This window comes from Sphingomonas jatrophae, from assembly GCF_900113315.1.
In the GTDB taxonomy this organism is placed as follows: Bacteria; Pseudomonadota; Alphaproteobacteria; order Sphingomonadales; family Sphingomonadaceae; genus Sphingomonas_P; species Sphingomonas_P jatrophae.
In genome coordinates this window covers 148,152-162,544 of record NZ_FOZG01000003.1, presented here as the reverse complement: position 1 = coordinate 162,544, position 14,393 = coordinate 148,152, and the positions used below count along the sequence as shown (strand labels likewise).

Here is a 14,393-nt window from a genome sequence, read left to right as displayed (position 1 = left end):
CGCGGCCCCGCGGCTTCAGGACGATCCACCATGCACCATGCTCCCCTGCCGCCGCGCGCGCCGCTCGACCCCGCATTTCTCGAGAGCCTGAAGGCGCGGTTCGGGTCGCAGCTGCACCTGACCGAGGCGATGCGCGAGCAGCATGGCCGCTCGGAAACGCACTTTCCGACGGCGCTGCCCGATGCAGTGGTCTTTGCCCGCTCGACCGAGGATGTCGTCGATCTGGTGCGCCTGTGCACCGAAGCGAACGTGCCGATCATCCCGTTCGGCGCGGGCACATCGATCGAAGGCAATACGCTGCCCGTCCGCGGCGGCGTGAGCGTCGATCTGTCGGAGATGAACGCGATCCTCACGGTCAATGCCGAGGATTTCGACTGCACCGTGCAGGCGGGCGTCCGGCGCGAGGAGCTGAACCTCCACCTGCGCGATTCCGGCTTGTTCTTCCCGATCGATCCCGGTGCGAACGCGACGATCGGCGGCATGGCGTCGACGCGGGCGAGCGGCACCAACGCGGTCCGCTATGGCACGATGCGCGAGGCGGTGCTGTCGCTCACCGTGGTGACGCCGGACGCCAAGGTGATCCGTACCAGCCGTCGGGCGCGCAAGTCCGCCGCCGGTTACGATCTCACCCGGCTGTTCGTGGGCTCGGAGGGTACGCTCGGCATCATCACCGAGGTGACGCTTCGGTTGCACCCTATCCCTGAGCAGATCTCGTCCGCCGTCTGCGGGTTCGAGAGCCTGCAGGGGGCGGTGGATACGGTCGTCCAGTCGATCCAGCTCGGCGTTCCGCTGGCCCGCGTCGAAATCCTCGACGCCATGCAGATCCGCGCGGTCAACCGCTGGTCGAAGCTTGCGCTTCCGGAGGTGACCACGCTGTTCTTCGAGTTCCACGGCTCGCCCGCCGGCGTGGCGGAACAGATCGCCACCGTCGAGGCGCTGGCGCAGGGCAATGGCGGGGGTGACTTCGCCTGGTCCAACCTGGCGGAAGAGCGCGCGCGCCTGTGGAAGGCGCGGCACGAGGCCTATTATGCCGCGGTGAACATGCGGCCGGGCGCGGTCGGCTGGTCGACCGATGTGTGCGTGCCGATCAGCCGCCTGCCCGATTGCATTCTGGAGACGCAGGCCGATCTCGCCAAGGCCAGCGTGCCCGCGACGATCCTTGGCCATGTCGGTGACGGCAATTTCCACGTCATTTTCTCGATCGATCCCAATGCTCCGCAGGAGATGGAAGAGGTCTCGGCGATCAACGCGCGCCTGGTCGAGCGCGCTCTGGCGATGGACGGCACCTGCACCGGCGAACATGGCGTCGGCATCGGCAAGCAGGAATGGCTCGTCGCTGAACTGGGCGATGCGGTAGACATCATGCGGACGCTTAAGCGCGCGCTCGATCCGCGCGACCTGTTCAACCCCGGCAAGATATTCGCGCTTTGACGGGGCAGCGCTGATGGCCAGCATCGCCGCACCTGTGCCGTCGCTCGGTCGTGTAGCCTGGCCGCTCGGCGTCCTCGCGCTCGGCATGGCCGCCGGGTTCGCCGCAATGGGATCGTTCGGCACGGTGCAGGAGAGCGCCAAGGCCGAACTGCTGCTGAGCGACCGCACGCTCGGCCTCGTTCAGGGCGTTGCCGCCGCGGTGCCGCTGGCGCTGTTCTCGGTGCCGGTCGGCATCATGGTCGATCGCTGGAACCGGGTGCGGCTGTTCCTCGCGCTGGCGATGCTGTGGACGCTCGGCACGCTGCTGACGGCTTATGCACCGGACGCGGCCAGCCTGTTCGTCGCCCGCATGATGACGGGCACGGGCGCGACCGGCGCACTCACCGCGGCACTGTCCCTGGCGGCGGACCTGTGTCAGCCGGCGCAACGCGGCCGCGCGATGCTGGTGGTGACGCTGGGCAAGACGCTGGGCATGGCGGCTGGGTTCGGACTCGTCGGGACGATGTTCGGCGGGCTGGGCGACGGGATTTTCGGCCTGCCGGCCTGGCGCGGCGTTCACGTGGCGCTGGCGGCGATCCTGGCGCTTTGCCTGCTGCCGCTCCTGACCCTGCGTGAACCGGCAAGGCGCGAAGTCGCCACGCAGAACGCGCTGCTCGGCATCGTCGCGCGCGAACTCTGGACGCGGCGCGGCTTTCTTGCGCCGCTGTTCCTCGGGCAGGTCAGCGTCGTCATGGCGGACAATTCGGCGCTGATCTGGGCAGCGCCGGTGCTCGGCCGCCATTACGGCCTCGGCCCGGATCAGTTTGCTGGCTGGATGGGCGCGCTGATCTTCGGCACGGGCCTGGGCGGCGCAATCCTTGGAGGGCTCGCTGCCGACTGGGGCCAACGCAGCGGCCGGCGGGGCGGCGTGCTGCGCGGCGCGCTGATCGCTGCCGCCATCGGTGCCCCTGCGGCTCTGTTCCCGGTGGCCGGATCGGTGCCGCTGTTCGCCGTCGCGATGGGCGTGCTTGTCCTTTGCGGCACGGTGACCGGCCTGATCACCTCGGTCGCGCTCACCGTGCTGATCCCCAACGAGGCGCGGGGCCTGTGCATCGGCCTGTTCATTGCGGTTGCGGGCGTGATCGGCTTCGGCATCGCGCCATCGATGGTGGCCTGGGTGAGCGGGATGATGGGCGGGGAGGGGCATCTCGCCCCGGCACTGGCCATTGTCGGGGTGGTTACCGGCGTCATCGCCGTTGTCGCCTTCGCGCTTGCGATCCGCAACGCGCCTGCCGCACCTGTCAGATAGCTGTTGACGACACCTGTCAGATAGGTTGAAGCTCCAGCGAGAGAGAGGGAGCCGATGGACAAGCAGCGAATCGAAGTGTCGGCAGAGATGCTGTCGTTCGTGGGGCCGGGTGCGGTCGCCACGGATTGGCCGGCAGGCTGGCTGCTGCTGTTGTTCGACGGGCTGCACACGCCTGCGCCCGCGCGCGCCGCCACCGCCCACCTGTGCGACGCGGACGAACTTGCCGCTGCCGACCTCGTGCTGGCGGTCAACCCGGCCGCGTGCGAGCGGCTCGGCGGTCGCATGATCGATGCGGGCCGCCGCTGGTATCTGCCCAGCGACCTGCGCGCCGTCGGCCTTGCCATTACCGACTGCGACCTTCCCGAGCCTGCGCGCGCCACCCTGCGGCTGGCCAAGAGCATCGAGCTGTTCGTCGCGCTGCTCACCCGCGTGGTGGCGGACCAGCTAGTCGGCGCGGATGAGGCGGGGGAGTTGCGCGAGGGCGATGCCATGCGCATCCTTGCCGCCCGCCGCCTGATCGACGAGAATTGGCGCGAGAAGCTGACCCTGGACGAGATTGCCCGCACCTGCGGCGTCAACCGGGCCAAGCTGACGCGAGGGTTCCGCCTGATGTTCAACTGCTCGATCGCGGATGCGCTGGCGGAGAACCGGCTGAACCGAGCACGCCACATGTTGCGCGAGACGGATCTTGCCATCTCGCTGATCGGCTATGCCTGCGGCTACCAGAACAATGCCAGCTTCACGCGCGCATTCTCACGCCGCTTCGGCATGCCGCCCAGCCACATCCGCCAGGTGGCGGCATGAGCGCGGCGTTGCGCGCCGTCGAGGGCGGGTCGTTGGTTGATCACGCGCTGCGGCGCGTGCGCGAGCATATCCGGCTCAACGACCTGAAGGTCGGCGATACGCTGCCCGGTGAAGGCTGGTTCGCGACGGAGCTGGGTGTCAGCCGCGCGGTGATGCGCGAGGCGTTCGGCGCTCTGGCGGCGCTGCGCGTGATCGACGTCGCCAACGGGCGTCGCGCGCGTATCGGCGCGATGGACGGATCGGTGATGGGCGCGTCGATCGACCATGCCGTCGCCACCGCACAGGTCTCGGTCGCGGAGGTGTGGGACGTGCGCCGCACGCTTGAGCTGCGCACGGTCGAGTTGGCAGCGCTCCATCGCACGCCCGAACAGGCGGACGAGATCGTCGCTGCGGCGGAGGCGATGGCGGCGGCGACCGGCGATCTGCCGCAGGTCATGCTCCACGATATCGGCCTGCATCAGGCGATCGCGCGCGCCAGCGGCAATGCGCTTTACCAGCAGATCGTCCGCTCGTTCGAGCCGCTGATGAAGGTGGCGGTGCCGTCCGCATGGCAGACGCGTGTAACCGTCGATCAGCAGCAGGAAATCCTGCAGCGCCACGTGTCGATCGCTCATGCCATCAGGGACGGCGATCCCGCCGCGGCGGTGGCCGAGATGCGGGCCCACTTCGTTGCCTCAATCGGCACCCTGCTCCAGAACGCCGGCCGCTGAGGCCGCGCGCAGAACCGCCGCCTAGAGAGCCAGGGCGGCCGACGGGGCGGTTTGCAGCCGCTCAATATCCTGCCGGGGCGGGGCGCCGAACAGGCGGCGATATTCGCGGCTGAACTGCGACGGACTCTCATAGCCGACCGCGAACCCCGCGGTGCCCGCCGTCGCGCCGCCCATCAGCATCAGGCGGCGCGCCTCCTGCAACCGCAGCTGCTTCTGATATTCGAGCGGCGTCATCCGCGTGATCGCCTTGAAGTGGGCGTGGAGCGAGGAGGGGCTCATGCCCGCCTCTGCCGCCACGTCCTCGATGCGGATCTGCCCGTCGAAGCGCCGGCGGATCGCCGCTATCGCCCGGCTCACCTGATTGAGGTGGCTGCCGGCGGTAGCGACGTGGCGCAGCATCGGCCCGTGCGGGCCGGTGAGCAGGCGATAGAGGATCTCGCGCTCGATCAGGGGCGCCAGAGCGTCGATCGTCTCGGGCCGATCGAGCAGACGCACCAGCCGGCATGCCGCATCGATCAGATCGGGATCGCTCGGATAGACGCCAAGCACGGGCAGATCGGTTCGCGGCACCGCGCCGCCCTCCGCCACCATCAGGTCGGCGACGATCGCGGGATCAAGGTCGATCTTGCAGCAGAGATAAGGGCTCTCCGGGCTCGCCTCGATGACATGGCCGACGAGCGGCAGGTCGACCGAGACGAGCAGGTAGTGCGCCGCATCGTAGACGACGCTGTGCTCGCCGATCGAGACGCGCTTCGATCCCTGGGCGATCAGGCAAAGCGATGCTTCGTACACGGCCGGCGTGGGCGTGCTCGGCTGGTCGGCACGGATGAGCGACACGTGCGGCATCGCCGTCGTGCAGATGCCGGTGCCGCGCACGTGGCGGTCAATCACGTCGGCAAGTTCGGCGATCCTGTCCATCCGCCTTTGATCCACCACGTCGCGCCAGCTCGCAAGTGCGTCGACATCGGATCTGGAGGATCGTGCAAACGGTTCGGACGATCGCTCTACCGCCACCGCTCATTCCCGCGCCATCTGGCCGCTGTCAGTTCAAGTGAAGGGAAACAACATGACGCGGACTATCGACAAGGTCGTGCTGGTTACCGGTGCATCGAGCGGGATCGGCGAAGCGGCCACGCGGGAACTCGCCGCCGCCGGCGCGCGGCTGTTCATCGGCGCACGGCGTGGAGAGCGGCTGAGCGCGCTGGCGGACGAGCTGGGAGACACGGTGGCGTGGCGCACGCTCGACGCGACCGACGGCGCCGATTTCGACGCCTTCGTGGCAGCCGCGGCGGAGCGGTTCGGCCGGATCGACGTGCTGGTGAACAATGCCGGCGTGATGCCACTCTCACCGCTTGCCGCGCTGAAGCGCGACGAGTGGAAGCGGATGATCGACGTGAACATTCACGGCGTGCTCAACGGCATCGCTGCAGTGCTGCCGCGCTTCGTAGCGCAAGGGGGCGGGCATGTCGTCAACGTGGCCTCGGTGGCGGCGCACATGGTGCTGCCGACCGCAGCCGTCTATTGCGGCACCAAGCATGCGGTCCGTGCGATCACCGAGGGGTTGCGCCAGGAGCATGACGAGATCCGCTCCACGCTCATCTCACCGGGTGTGGTTGCCACCGAACTGGGCAACGATATCACGGACCCCGCAGTCGCCGCGGCGCTGAAGGGCTGGCGGCAGAAGTCGCTGACGCCGGATGCGATCGCCCGGGCGATCCGCTACGCGGTCGAGCAGCCGGACGGTGTCGACATCAACGAGGTGATCGTGCGGCCGACCGCCGCCGATATGTAACCCCTCGCACCCGTCGCAGCTCAGCCCCTGGCGGTGTCCAGCAGGCTGAGCGCTCGGCGGTACTTGTCGGCGCGGCGGTGGTCGCGCTCGGTTGGCTCGGGCAGGCGCGAGAGATCGAGATTGTCGGCAAGATCGGCCCGCTTCACGTCTCGCGCGATCGGGTCGGCGGCGCAGCGGGAAATGAAGGCGTCATAATCCTCATCCTCGCGGCGGCTGAGCGCGCTCACCGCATCGGCGATCGCATCGCCGAACCGCTCACGCAGCGCGGCGATCTCGACCCCGCCATCCTCGACCACATCGTGCAGGACAGCGGCGATGCGCCGTTCCATGTCCGGCTGGGCAAGCATGAGGCGCAGAGGATGGAGGATGTACGGCGCGCCCGCCTTGTCGGCCTGTCCGCGATGCGCGTCGATGGCGAGCAGGATCGCCTCGTCGAGCAGCGCGGCGCCGGGCGGATCAGTAAGCGTCATATTCCTCGCGGGTGGCAAGGCGGCCACCGGTCTGCGCGTCGCCGAACAGGCGATTGGCGCTGTCGGTTTCGCTCTCCCGTCCGGTGTCACGGAAGCGGCGGAACACCCGGCCGGTCGCGTGATCCCAGCGGAACGCCACGTCCTCGAAGCTGTAGATAATGCACACGTCCTCTGCCTGGCGGAACGCCTCGGACGGAACGCCGGTCTCATCGTCCGCGGACAAGATCGTAATACTCCATGCTCTCGTTCTCGATGGCGGTGCGGGCGGGATCGTTCAGGGGCAAGGAGCGATGCTGCTCGTAGAGCGCATGGCCGCGGCCGCCGGGCACGCCCACCCGCTCGGCAATGGCATCATAGCGCTCGGCCCCCAGGATCGCACGGGCGTTCGCCGGGCTTTCCTTCGCGTAGATCATCTCGGGCGAGTTGACCTGGATCTCGCCGGTCAGACCGGTTCCCGTCTTCATCGTGCCGTTGACGCCCGAATAGCCGAGCGATCCGCGCGACGGCGTAATCTCCTTGATCGCGACACCCTGCTCGCGCAGCAGCTGCGTCGCCTGCGGGATCTTGTCCTCCGGCACAATCACCGTGTTGCGCGCCAGATCCTTGATGCGCGAGGCATCGCCGTCATAATCGTTCATCACCTTTTCCAGCGCGCGCGCCTGCGACTTGATCGGGGCCTTGGCGACGGTGCCGCCCACCTGCCGCGCGACATCGTCCGCGACGCCGTCAATTTCGGCCTTTGCGGCGGGTGCGCGGCGCATCATCTCGCCGAGATCGCGCTCGGCAATGGCGCGCGCGCGGGCGTTCTTTCCCATGCTGGCGAGCTTGGGGCTGCCGACCACCAGCCCCATACCGACGACGCCCTGGAGCAGATCGCGATAGCCGGGCCCCAGCGCATCGCCGATCTGCCCGACACCTTCCAGCCCGAGATAGCCGAGCGCACCCACGCCTGCGAAGACGCCGAACGCCGCCAAACCGGCCGCGGCGGCGAAAACGCCCGCGCCGACGAGAGCGGCGAGCCCCAGCACCTCCAGCCCGGTGCGCGTCCAGGCCTCGAGATCGAAGATGAAGCCGGTCTGCACCGTCTCGCCGCCGATGAAGACGTTGGGCGAGGCGGTCTTGATATGCGCGCCGCACATCAGCTTGGATTTCAGCCGGGAAGCGGGCTTCTTGTCGATCGACACGCTGGCCGATCCCTCGCGCACCGGCACGGGGGCGGGCCACCAGGGATGGTTGAAGGGGAGGCCGGTGCAGCTCGATGCGCTGGACAGGTCGGCCCGGATCGCCTTGCGCTTGTTCACCGACACGCCGGGCGATCCGATCGTCAGCACGCCCGTGGTCGGGTCGGGCAATTCGAAGATAGTCTTCAGGCCGGACATGATCTGCCCGCCGGCAAGCCCGCCGCCCGCCACGGCCCCGGCGATGGCGACCGCGGCGAGACCGCCGGTCAGTGCGGTGGCGGACACCAGGGCGACGCCCGCGACTGCGCCGATCAGCGCGCCGCCGACCATCGCCGCCAGGCCGAAGCCATGGGCGATCTCATCCTCGACACGGGCGGCGGCTTCGACCGGCATCGTTCAGCAGGCGGACCGCGGCTTCACGGAAAGGCTACGGGCGCCGGTTGCGGGGTGAAGGCGAGGCTCTTCATCACGCGGCGCCATTCCGGATCATGGTATTCCATGTTGGCAGGCAAAGCGGTCAGCGTGCAGATGACCGCTTTGAAGCCGCAATCGAAATAGACCTGCCGCAGCTGCATAACCACCCGGTCCTTGGTCCAGCGGAACTCCAGCCATGCCGCCTCGCGCCCGTCCAGCTCGAACCGGTCGCGGCGCACCTCCTCATACTCGGGCAGGCCGCGGCGGACGCTTTCGGCCTGCTGCTCGAAATAGGTGTCGAACGGGAGCACGCCCTTGCCCGCATCCTGCGTGACGACGAAACTCGCATCGCCGCCGCCCGGTGCCGGGGGCAGGCGAAAGGCCGTGATCGACTGGTCCTGCCAGGTTTGCGGCACATCGAACGTGGCGTCGTTGGTGCGATAAGGCGGCATGGCTTGCGTGATGCGCGAAGCTGCGCGGCGTATCAAGCGCGCTGCGGTGACAGCCGGGCAAAGCGCGGCGGAGAGGTGGTTACCCGCCGTCAACTACGATCCAGATCAGAAAATGACGGACAGAAGGGCACCAATGGCCGACAAATCGGTTTAACCTGTGTGCTGCGCCGTTGAGGGGGACGACGACTTGCCGATCCATGTGCGTGCTGGTGTCGCCCTTGTGGGGTCGGGCGCATCTGCCGTTGGCGGTGGCGCATGAACCTCAAATCGCTGATCGACCGGCTGGTGCCGGCTGCCCGAGACGCACTGGAACGCGCGGCGGCTGCAACGCTGTCCCGCACAAATTACGATATCGAGCCCGAACATTGGCTGGTGCAGCTGATCGACACGGCCGACGGCCGGCTCCCCAAGGCGCTGGCCGACCTCGAGGTCGAGCCTGGTCTCGTCGCAGGGTCGCTTAACACCGCTCTCGATGGCTTCAAGACGGGAAACGGCCGCGCTCCGGCGCTCTCGCCGCGGCTGGTCCGCGTTGCGCGGGAAGCGTGGCTGGAAGCATCGATCGACCGCGCGGCGACGCGGATCGACGGGGCCGACCTGCTGCTGGCCATGCTGCGCGATCGGGAGATTGTCGCGACGCTGCGCGATGCAGTGCCCGAGCTGAAGCGTCTTTCGCCCGATGCCCTGTCCGCGTGGATCGAGGCGCATCCGGCGGCGGGCACCACGCCTGTCGGCGGTTCCGGCCCGGCAGAGGACGGCGGTGCGCCGGTGGCACGATCGGGCAAGGCGCTCGACACCTATTGCATCGATCTGACGCAGCGTGCCCGCGACGGCGGGATCGACCCGGTGATCGGCCGTGACGATGAAATCCGGCAGCTGGCCGACATCCTGACGCGCCGGCGCCAGAACAATCCGATCCTGACCGGCGAGGCGGGTGTCGGCAAGACCGCGGTGGTCGAGGGTTTTGCGCTGCGCATCGTTCAGGGCGATGTGCCGCCGGCGCTCGCCAACGTCCGCCTTCTCTCGCTCGACCTCGGGCTGTTGCAGGCCGGGGCCGGTGTGCGCGGCGAGTTCGAGAACCGGCTGAAGGCGGTGATTGAGGAAGTCAAGGCCTCCCCCGTGCCGCTCGTCATGTTCATCGATGAGGCGCACAGCCTTGTCGGCGCGGGCGGTGCCGAGGGGCAGGGCGATGCGGCGAACCTGCTGAAACCTGCACTTGCGCGCGGTGAGCTGCGCTCCATCGCCGCGACCACCTGGGCCGAGTATAAGAAGTATTTCGAGAAGGATGCCGCACTCAGCCGCCGTTTCCAGGTCGTCAAGGTCGAGGAGCCGAGCGAGCCTGTCGCTATCGAGATGATGCGCGGGCTTACCGCGACGCTGGAGAGGCATCACGGCGTGCGCATCCTCGACGAGGCGGTGTCCGCGTCGGTCACGCTGTCGCACCGCTATCTGTTCGGCCGCCAGCTGCCGGACAAGTCGATCAGCCTGCTCGACACCGCCTGCGCACGCGTGGCGATGAGCCAGGCGGCGACACCTGCCGCGATCGAGGGCGCGACCCGCCGGGCCGAGGGGCTGACGGTCGAGCGGGGCATCCTGGCGCGGGAAGCTGCGGCCGGAACGGATCATGCCGAGCGACTGGCGGCGGTCGATGCCGCACTGGCCGAGGTGGAGGCCGAGCAGGCCGATCTGCGCGCCCGGTGGGAGCAGGAGCGCACCCTTGTCGCCGCGATGATTGCCGACCGCGATGCGCTGGAGTCGGCTGACGAGGCCGAAGCCACGCGGCTCCGCGCGGCTCTGGCCGAGCGACGTGCGGAACTCGCCGCCTTGGCCGGCGAGCGGCCGATGGTGTTCGACGTGGTCGACATGCATGCCATCGCCGAGGTGGTTTCGCTCTGGACCGGCATCCCGGTCGGTCGGATGATGACCGATGCGCTGCGGGCCGCGATGGACCTTGAAGCCGTGCTGGGCGAGCGGATCCGCGGGCAGGATCATGCCCTCACCGCCATCGGTCGCGCAGTCCGCGTGGCGCGTGCCGGGCTCGCCGATCCGCGCAAGCCCACGGGCGTGTTCCTGCTGGTCGGTCTGTCGGGCGTCGGCAAGACCGAGACGGCGCTGGCGCTTGCCGACACCTTCTACGGTGGCGCGCAGAACCTGACGATCATCAACATGAGCGAGTTCAAGGAGGAGCATAAGGTCTCCATGCTCCTCGGCGCGCCTCCGGGTTACGTCGGCTATGGCGAAGGCGGCGTGCTGACCGAGGCGGTGCGGCGCAAACCCTTTTCGATCATCCTGCTGGACGAGATGGAGAAGGCGCATCCCGGCGTGCAGGACGTCTTCTACCAGATCTTCGATGCCGGCCGCGCCAAGGACGGGCAGGGCCGCGACATCGATTTCCGCAACGCCATGATCGTGATGACCTCGAACGCAGGATCGGAGACGCTGGAGAAGCTGGCTGCTGACCCTGACACGATGCCCGATGCCGAGGGGCTGGTGGCGGCCTTGCGGCCCGATCTGCTGAAGCTGTTCCGCCCCGCTTTCCTTGGGCGGGTCACGGTGGTGCCTTACCTGCCTTTGTCACCGGACGTGCTGCGCGAGATCGTGGTGCTGGCGCTCGGCCGGCTGGCGGTGCGCGTGCGCGAGAGCTTCGCGGCCGAGCTGGTGTGGGACGAGGCGGTGATCGATGCCGTCGCCGCACGCTGCACCGAGGCCCAGAGCGGCGCCCGCAATGTCGAGGCGGTGATCCAGGGTACGATCGCGCCTGATCTGGCCGCCCGCATCCTGTCTGCCCGGCAGGATGGGGCCGAATGCGACAGGATCCGTCTCCGGATCAACGGATCGGGAGCCATCGAAATTGCGTTCGACGCGCTTGCAGATGCCGCGTCGATGCAGCAGTCCGAGTCTGGACTGGGGGATTGCGAACTCATCGAGGAGACTGTGCATGCCGGTGTATCTTAAGATGGGCGCCCTGGAAGGTGCCGTGACGGCCGGCCCTTACAAGGGCTGGATCGAGATCGACGCCTATAGCTGGGGCTTCTCGGTGGCGGTGCAGACCACCGTCGGTGCCGCGGGCAACCGCCTGTCCGCAGGCAAGGTGACCCCGGGCGACCTTCACCTGGTGAAGCGCCAGGACGACACGACGACCCCGTTCATGCTCCAGGCGCTGCAGGGCAAGAACACCGACACGGCGACCCTCGCGGTCACCGTCCAGGCCTCCGAATCCGGCGAGGCCAAATATATCGAGTACGTCATGAAGAACGTGATCTGCTCGTCCTTCTCCACCTCGGGCAGCGGCCAGGGCGGTGAGCCAAGCGAGAATATCACGCTCAATTTCTCGTCCGTCGAGTTCAACCAGTTCCTCAAGGACGAGGCGAATAACGAGCGCGCGGTGCGCGGCGGCTATGACTTCACGAAGGCCGCAAAGGTCTGATCGGTGGTCGGGGGAGCGGGCGCGCGCCGCCCGCTCCCCGCACGGCGCCTTCGCGGCAGGCTCGCCTTCCGGCGGGTGTCGCACGGCGATGACGTTCGGCAAGGGTGGTCATGTCAGGTCGCGACGGCAACAACTTCCTGCACATCCTGGAAGCGCCGGGCGCCGTCGACCAGTATAAGCTGTTCCGCCTGTCCGGGGAGGAGCGCATCTCCGCGCCCTTCGCATTCCGGCTCACCATCCGCTCGCAGGGCGATATCCCGCCCGCTGCGGCATGGATCAACGCGCCGATCACCTTTTCGCTCGGCACCTCCGACATGGCGGAGGAGCGGCGCATCAACGGCCGCTGCAAGGCTTTCCAGCACCTTTATCAGAAAGCCGGCTACGTCGAGTTCCTGATCGAGGTGGCGCCGGCGTTCGAGAATCTGACGCTCACCCGCAACCGCCGCATCTTCACCGACAAGAGCGCACGGCAGGTGATCGGGACCATCCTCGGCGAGCACCGCGTCGCCTTCGATGACGGCAAATACGGCCCGTCACCCACACGCCCCTACATCGTGCAGCAGGACGAAAGCGACTTCGCGCTGGTCAGCCGGCTGATGGAGGATGAAGGCGTCTTCTATTATTTCCGGTTCGACGAGGGTGCGGCGCCGTACAAGCACCGCATGATCCTGGCCGGCGATGCGTCCGGCTATTATGACGGCCAGCCCTTCGACCTGTCGTTCCGCCGCGACCATCTGCTGCGCGGGCTCAAAGACCTGCAGATGGGCTATGCCAGCGCGCCGGCGCGCGTCGTGACGCACGATTATGATTTCGCGAAACCTGGCGATCTCAGCCCGGTAACTGCGCCGAGCAAGCTCGATTGGGCGGGCGGCGGCGGGCAGGTCTATCGCTTCGCCGAGGATTATACCGATCCGGGTGTGGGGCGGGACCGGGCCAAGCTGCGGATCGAGGGTGCCGAGGCGGGCGCGGTGACGATGAAGGGCGAGGGTTCCTACGTCGCCTTCGCGCCCGCCGCCCGCTTCCAGGTGGACGATACAAGGCTCGACCCGCGCGAGCGGCGCATCGTCGTCCGCGCGGTGAACCATGAGGCGTTCGATCCATACGGGCTGGACGAGGGCGAACCCAGCTACAAGCAGACGTTCGAGGCGCAGCCGAGCGCGCAGACCTTCCGGCCCGAGCGGTCGACGCCGCGCGCGGTGAGCCGCGGCCCACAGACGGCGGTGGTGGTCGATCAGAACGATCCCGACGGACATGGCCGCGTGAAGGTGAAGTTCCACTGGGACGTGGCGGGTGCCTCGACCTGCTGGGTGCGCGTGCTGCAGCAATGGGCCGGCAACCAGATGGGCGCGCAGTTCGTGCCGCGGCCCGGCATGGAGGTGCTGGTCGATTTCGTCGAAGGGCGGGCGGACCGGCCGGTGGTCGTCGGCTGCCTCTACAACGGCAAGAATGCGCACAGCTATGCGGTGCCTGCTAACCTCACCCAGGCCGGTTTCCGGACGTTCGGCGAAGGCGGCCTCGCGCACGAACTGATCTTCGAGGACAAGGCCGGATCCGAGGAAGTTTACATGCGGTCCGGCCGCAACTTCCGCCGTGACGTCAGCAATGACGAGTTCGGTCACGTCAAGGGCCTGCAGGAGGTCACGGTCGACAAGACCAGCCGCTTCTTCGCCACCGGCCGGATCGAGATTGCCTCCGCCGAATCGCTGATGCTGACGGTGGGCGACAGCCGCGTCGTCATCACCAAGGACGGGGTCTGGATCGACGCCAAGGAGGTCAACCTTAACTGTGACGGGCAGCCCATGTCCGTCGCGCCCGTCTCCCCGCCCGCCAAGGCGGCGGCCGCGGCGGTGATGGTTGCCGGAGGCGGGGGTGGTGGTGGTGCCGGACCGGCGGGGCCGCCGGGCTCCAACCAGAAGACCGCAACGGGCGATCCGTTGCTGGGCGGCGGCAGCAGTGGTGGAGCTGGTCAGCAGGCCTCGATGATCCCGGTCGCCGACCAGACGGGTGCGGCCGGGCCGCCCATCTCGCCCGAGGAGCGCGCCTTCGCCCGTGACGGCAATCGTCGGGCCTTCTGGGCGTCGCGGCTGGCGCGTGGCGACAAGATGGCGCGCACCGCCACCGAGATCGTCGATAGCTCGTCCGCGCGCGGCTACACCGCCAACATGCGGCTGCGAAACGGCCTGCGCTCCCGCGATCTCGATCCCTTCAACAATTACGATGCCGAAGTGGAGCAGGTTGGCCGCGAGCTGATGCGCGAGCATGTCGCCGGCACCGACCGGTTCGGCACGCTCACCCCGCCGCAGATCGCCGATTATCACCACAAGGTGTTCCGCGATCATGGCCTGCCGCCGACCATGTTCGGCGGCACGATGATCACCGGGAACCGCAGCGAGGCCGACTGGTACGAACAATTATGGATGGATTGAT

The 14,393-nt window shown here is 68.1% G+C and carries 13 protein-coding genes; 8 read left to right on the top strand and 5 right to left on the bottom strand.

What is annotated here, in order from left to right; translation table 11 throughout:
- Nucleotides 1–30 precede the first annotated feature (30 nt).
- Genes BM360_RS16435 through BM360_RS16420 form a run of 4 tightly spaced genes read left to right on the top strand, consistent with a single transcriptional unit; the run spans nt 31 to nt 4,233 of the window.
- Entirely contained in the window at nt 31–1,431 is a 1,401-nt protein-coding gene (locus BM360_RS16435) for an FAD-binding oxidoreductase (protein ID WP_093316215.1), read from the top strand.
- 13 nt (nt 1,432–1,444) lie between these two features.
- Entirely contained in the window at nt 1,445–2,719 is a 1,275-nt protein-coding gene (locus BM360_RS16430) for an MFS transporter (RefSeq protein WP_093316214.1), read from the top strand.
- 54 nt (nt 2,720–2,773) lie between these two features.
- Nucleotides 2,774–3,523: a helix-turn-helix domain-containing protein gene (locus tag BM360_RS16425; RefSeq protein WP_242653540.1), complete on the top strand. Its 750-nt coding sequence runs from the start codon at nt 2,774–2,776 to the stop codon at nt 3,521–3,523.
- Entirely contained in the window at nt 3,520–4,233 is a 714-nt protein-coding gene (locus BM360_RS16420; RefSeq protein ID WP_093316213.1) for a FadR/GntR family transcriptional regulator, read from the top strand. Before BM360_RS16425 ends, BM360_RS16420 begins: the two co-directional genes overlap by 4 nt.
- A 21-nt stretch (nt 4,234–4,254) precedes the next feature.
- Here the strand turns inward: BM360_RS16420 and BM360_RS16415 are convergent, their stop codons facing one another.
- Nucleotides 4,255–5,151: an AraC family transcriptional regulator gene (locus BM360_RS16415; protein ID WP_093316212.1), complete on the bottom strand. Its 897-nt coding sequence runs from the start codon at nt 5,149–5,151 to the stop codon at nt 4,255–4,257.
- A 148-nt stretch (nt 5,152–5,299) separates the two neighbouring features.
- On the opposite strand from BM360_RS16415, the gene BM360_RS16410 reads away from it, so the two are divergent.
- Nucleotides 5,300–6,025: an SDR family oxidoreductase gene (locus BM360_RS16410; RefSeq protein ID WP_093316211.1), complete on the top strand. Its 726-nt coding sequence runs from the start codon at nt 5,300–5,302 to the stop codon at nt 6,023–6,025.
- A 20-nt stretch (nt 6,026–6,045) separates the two neighbouring features.
- Here the strand turns inward: BM360_RS16410 and BM360_RS16405 are convergent, their stop codons facing one another.
- From BM360_RS16405 to BM360_RS16390, 4 genes are read right to left on the bottom strand one after another with little or no spacing between them, the layout of a single operon-like run.
- Nucleotides 6,046–6,495 (bottom strand): HD domain-containing protein, encoded by a 450-nt coding sequence (locus BM360_RS16405; protein ID WP_207544631.1) that lies wholly within the window; start codon nt 6,493–6,495, stop codon nt 6,046–6,048.
- Nucleotides 6,482–6,718, bottom strand: coding sequence for a hypothetical protein (locus tag BM360_RS16400; protein WP_093316210.1), 237 nt, complete (start codon nt 6,716–6,718; stop codon nt 6,482–6,484). Before BM360_RS16400 ends, BM360_RS16405 begins: the two co-directional genes overlap by 14 nt.
- A complete protein-coding gene (locus BM360_RS16395) occupies nt 6,702–8,069 on the bottom strand; it encodes a PAAR domain-containing protein (RefSeq protein WP_093316209.1) in 1,368 nt (455 codons plus the stop codon). The genes BM360_RS16400 and BM360_RS16395 overlap by 17 nt, the downstream gene beginning before the upstream one ends.
- Nucleotides 8,070–8,092: 23 nt before the next feature.
- The gene (locus BM360_RS16390) at nt 8,093–8,542 is read right to left on the bottom strand and encodes a DcrB-related protein (RefSeq protein WP_093316208.1); all 450 of its coding nucleotides are present in this window, start codon (nt 8,540–8,542) and stop codon (nt 8,093–8,095) included.
- Between the two features lie 255 nt (nt 8,543–8,797).
- Here BM360_RS16390 and tssH point away from each other — a divergent pair, with 255 nt between their 5' ends.
- The 3 genes from tssH to BM360_RS16375 all read left to right on the top strand — a co-directional run bounded on the left by tssH (nt 8,798) and on the right by BM360_RS16375 (nt 14,392).
- Nucleotides 8,798–11,494, top strand: coding sequence for a type VI secretion system ATPase TssH (gene tssH / locus BM360_RS16385; protein ID WP_093316207.1), 2,697 nt, complete (start codon nt 8,798–8,800; stop codon nt 11,492–11,494).
- Complete coding sequence (locus BM360_RS16380; protein ID WP_165611332.1) at nt 11,478–11,966, top strand: Hcp family type VI secretion system effector; 489 nt, start codon at nt 11,478–11,480, stop codon at nt 11,964–11,966. The genes tssH and BM360_RS16380 overlap by 17 nt, the downstream gene beginning before the upstream one ends.
- Before the next feature lie 110 nt (nt 11,967–12,076).
- Complete coding sequence (locus BM360_RS16375; RefSeq protein WP_093316205.1) at nt 12,077–14,392, top strand: type VI secretion system Vgr family protein; 2,316 nt, start codon at nt 12,077–12,079, stop codon at nt 14,390–14,392.
- Nucleotide 14,393: the final 1 nt, after the last annotated feature.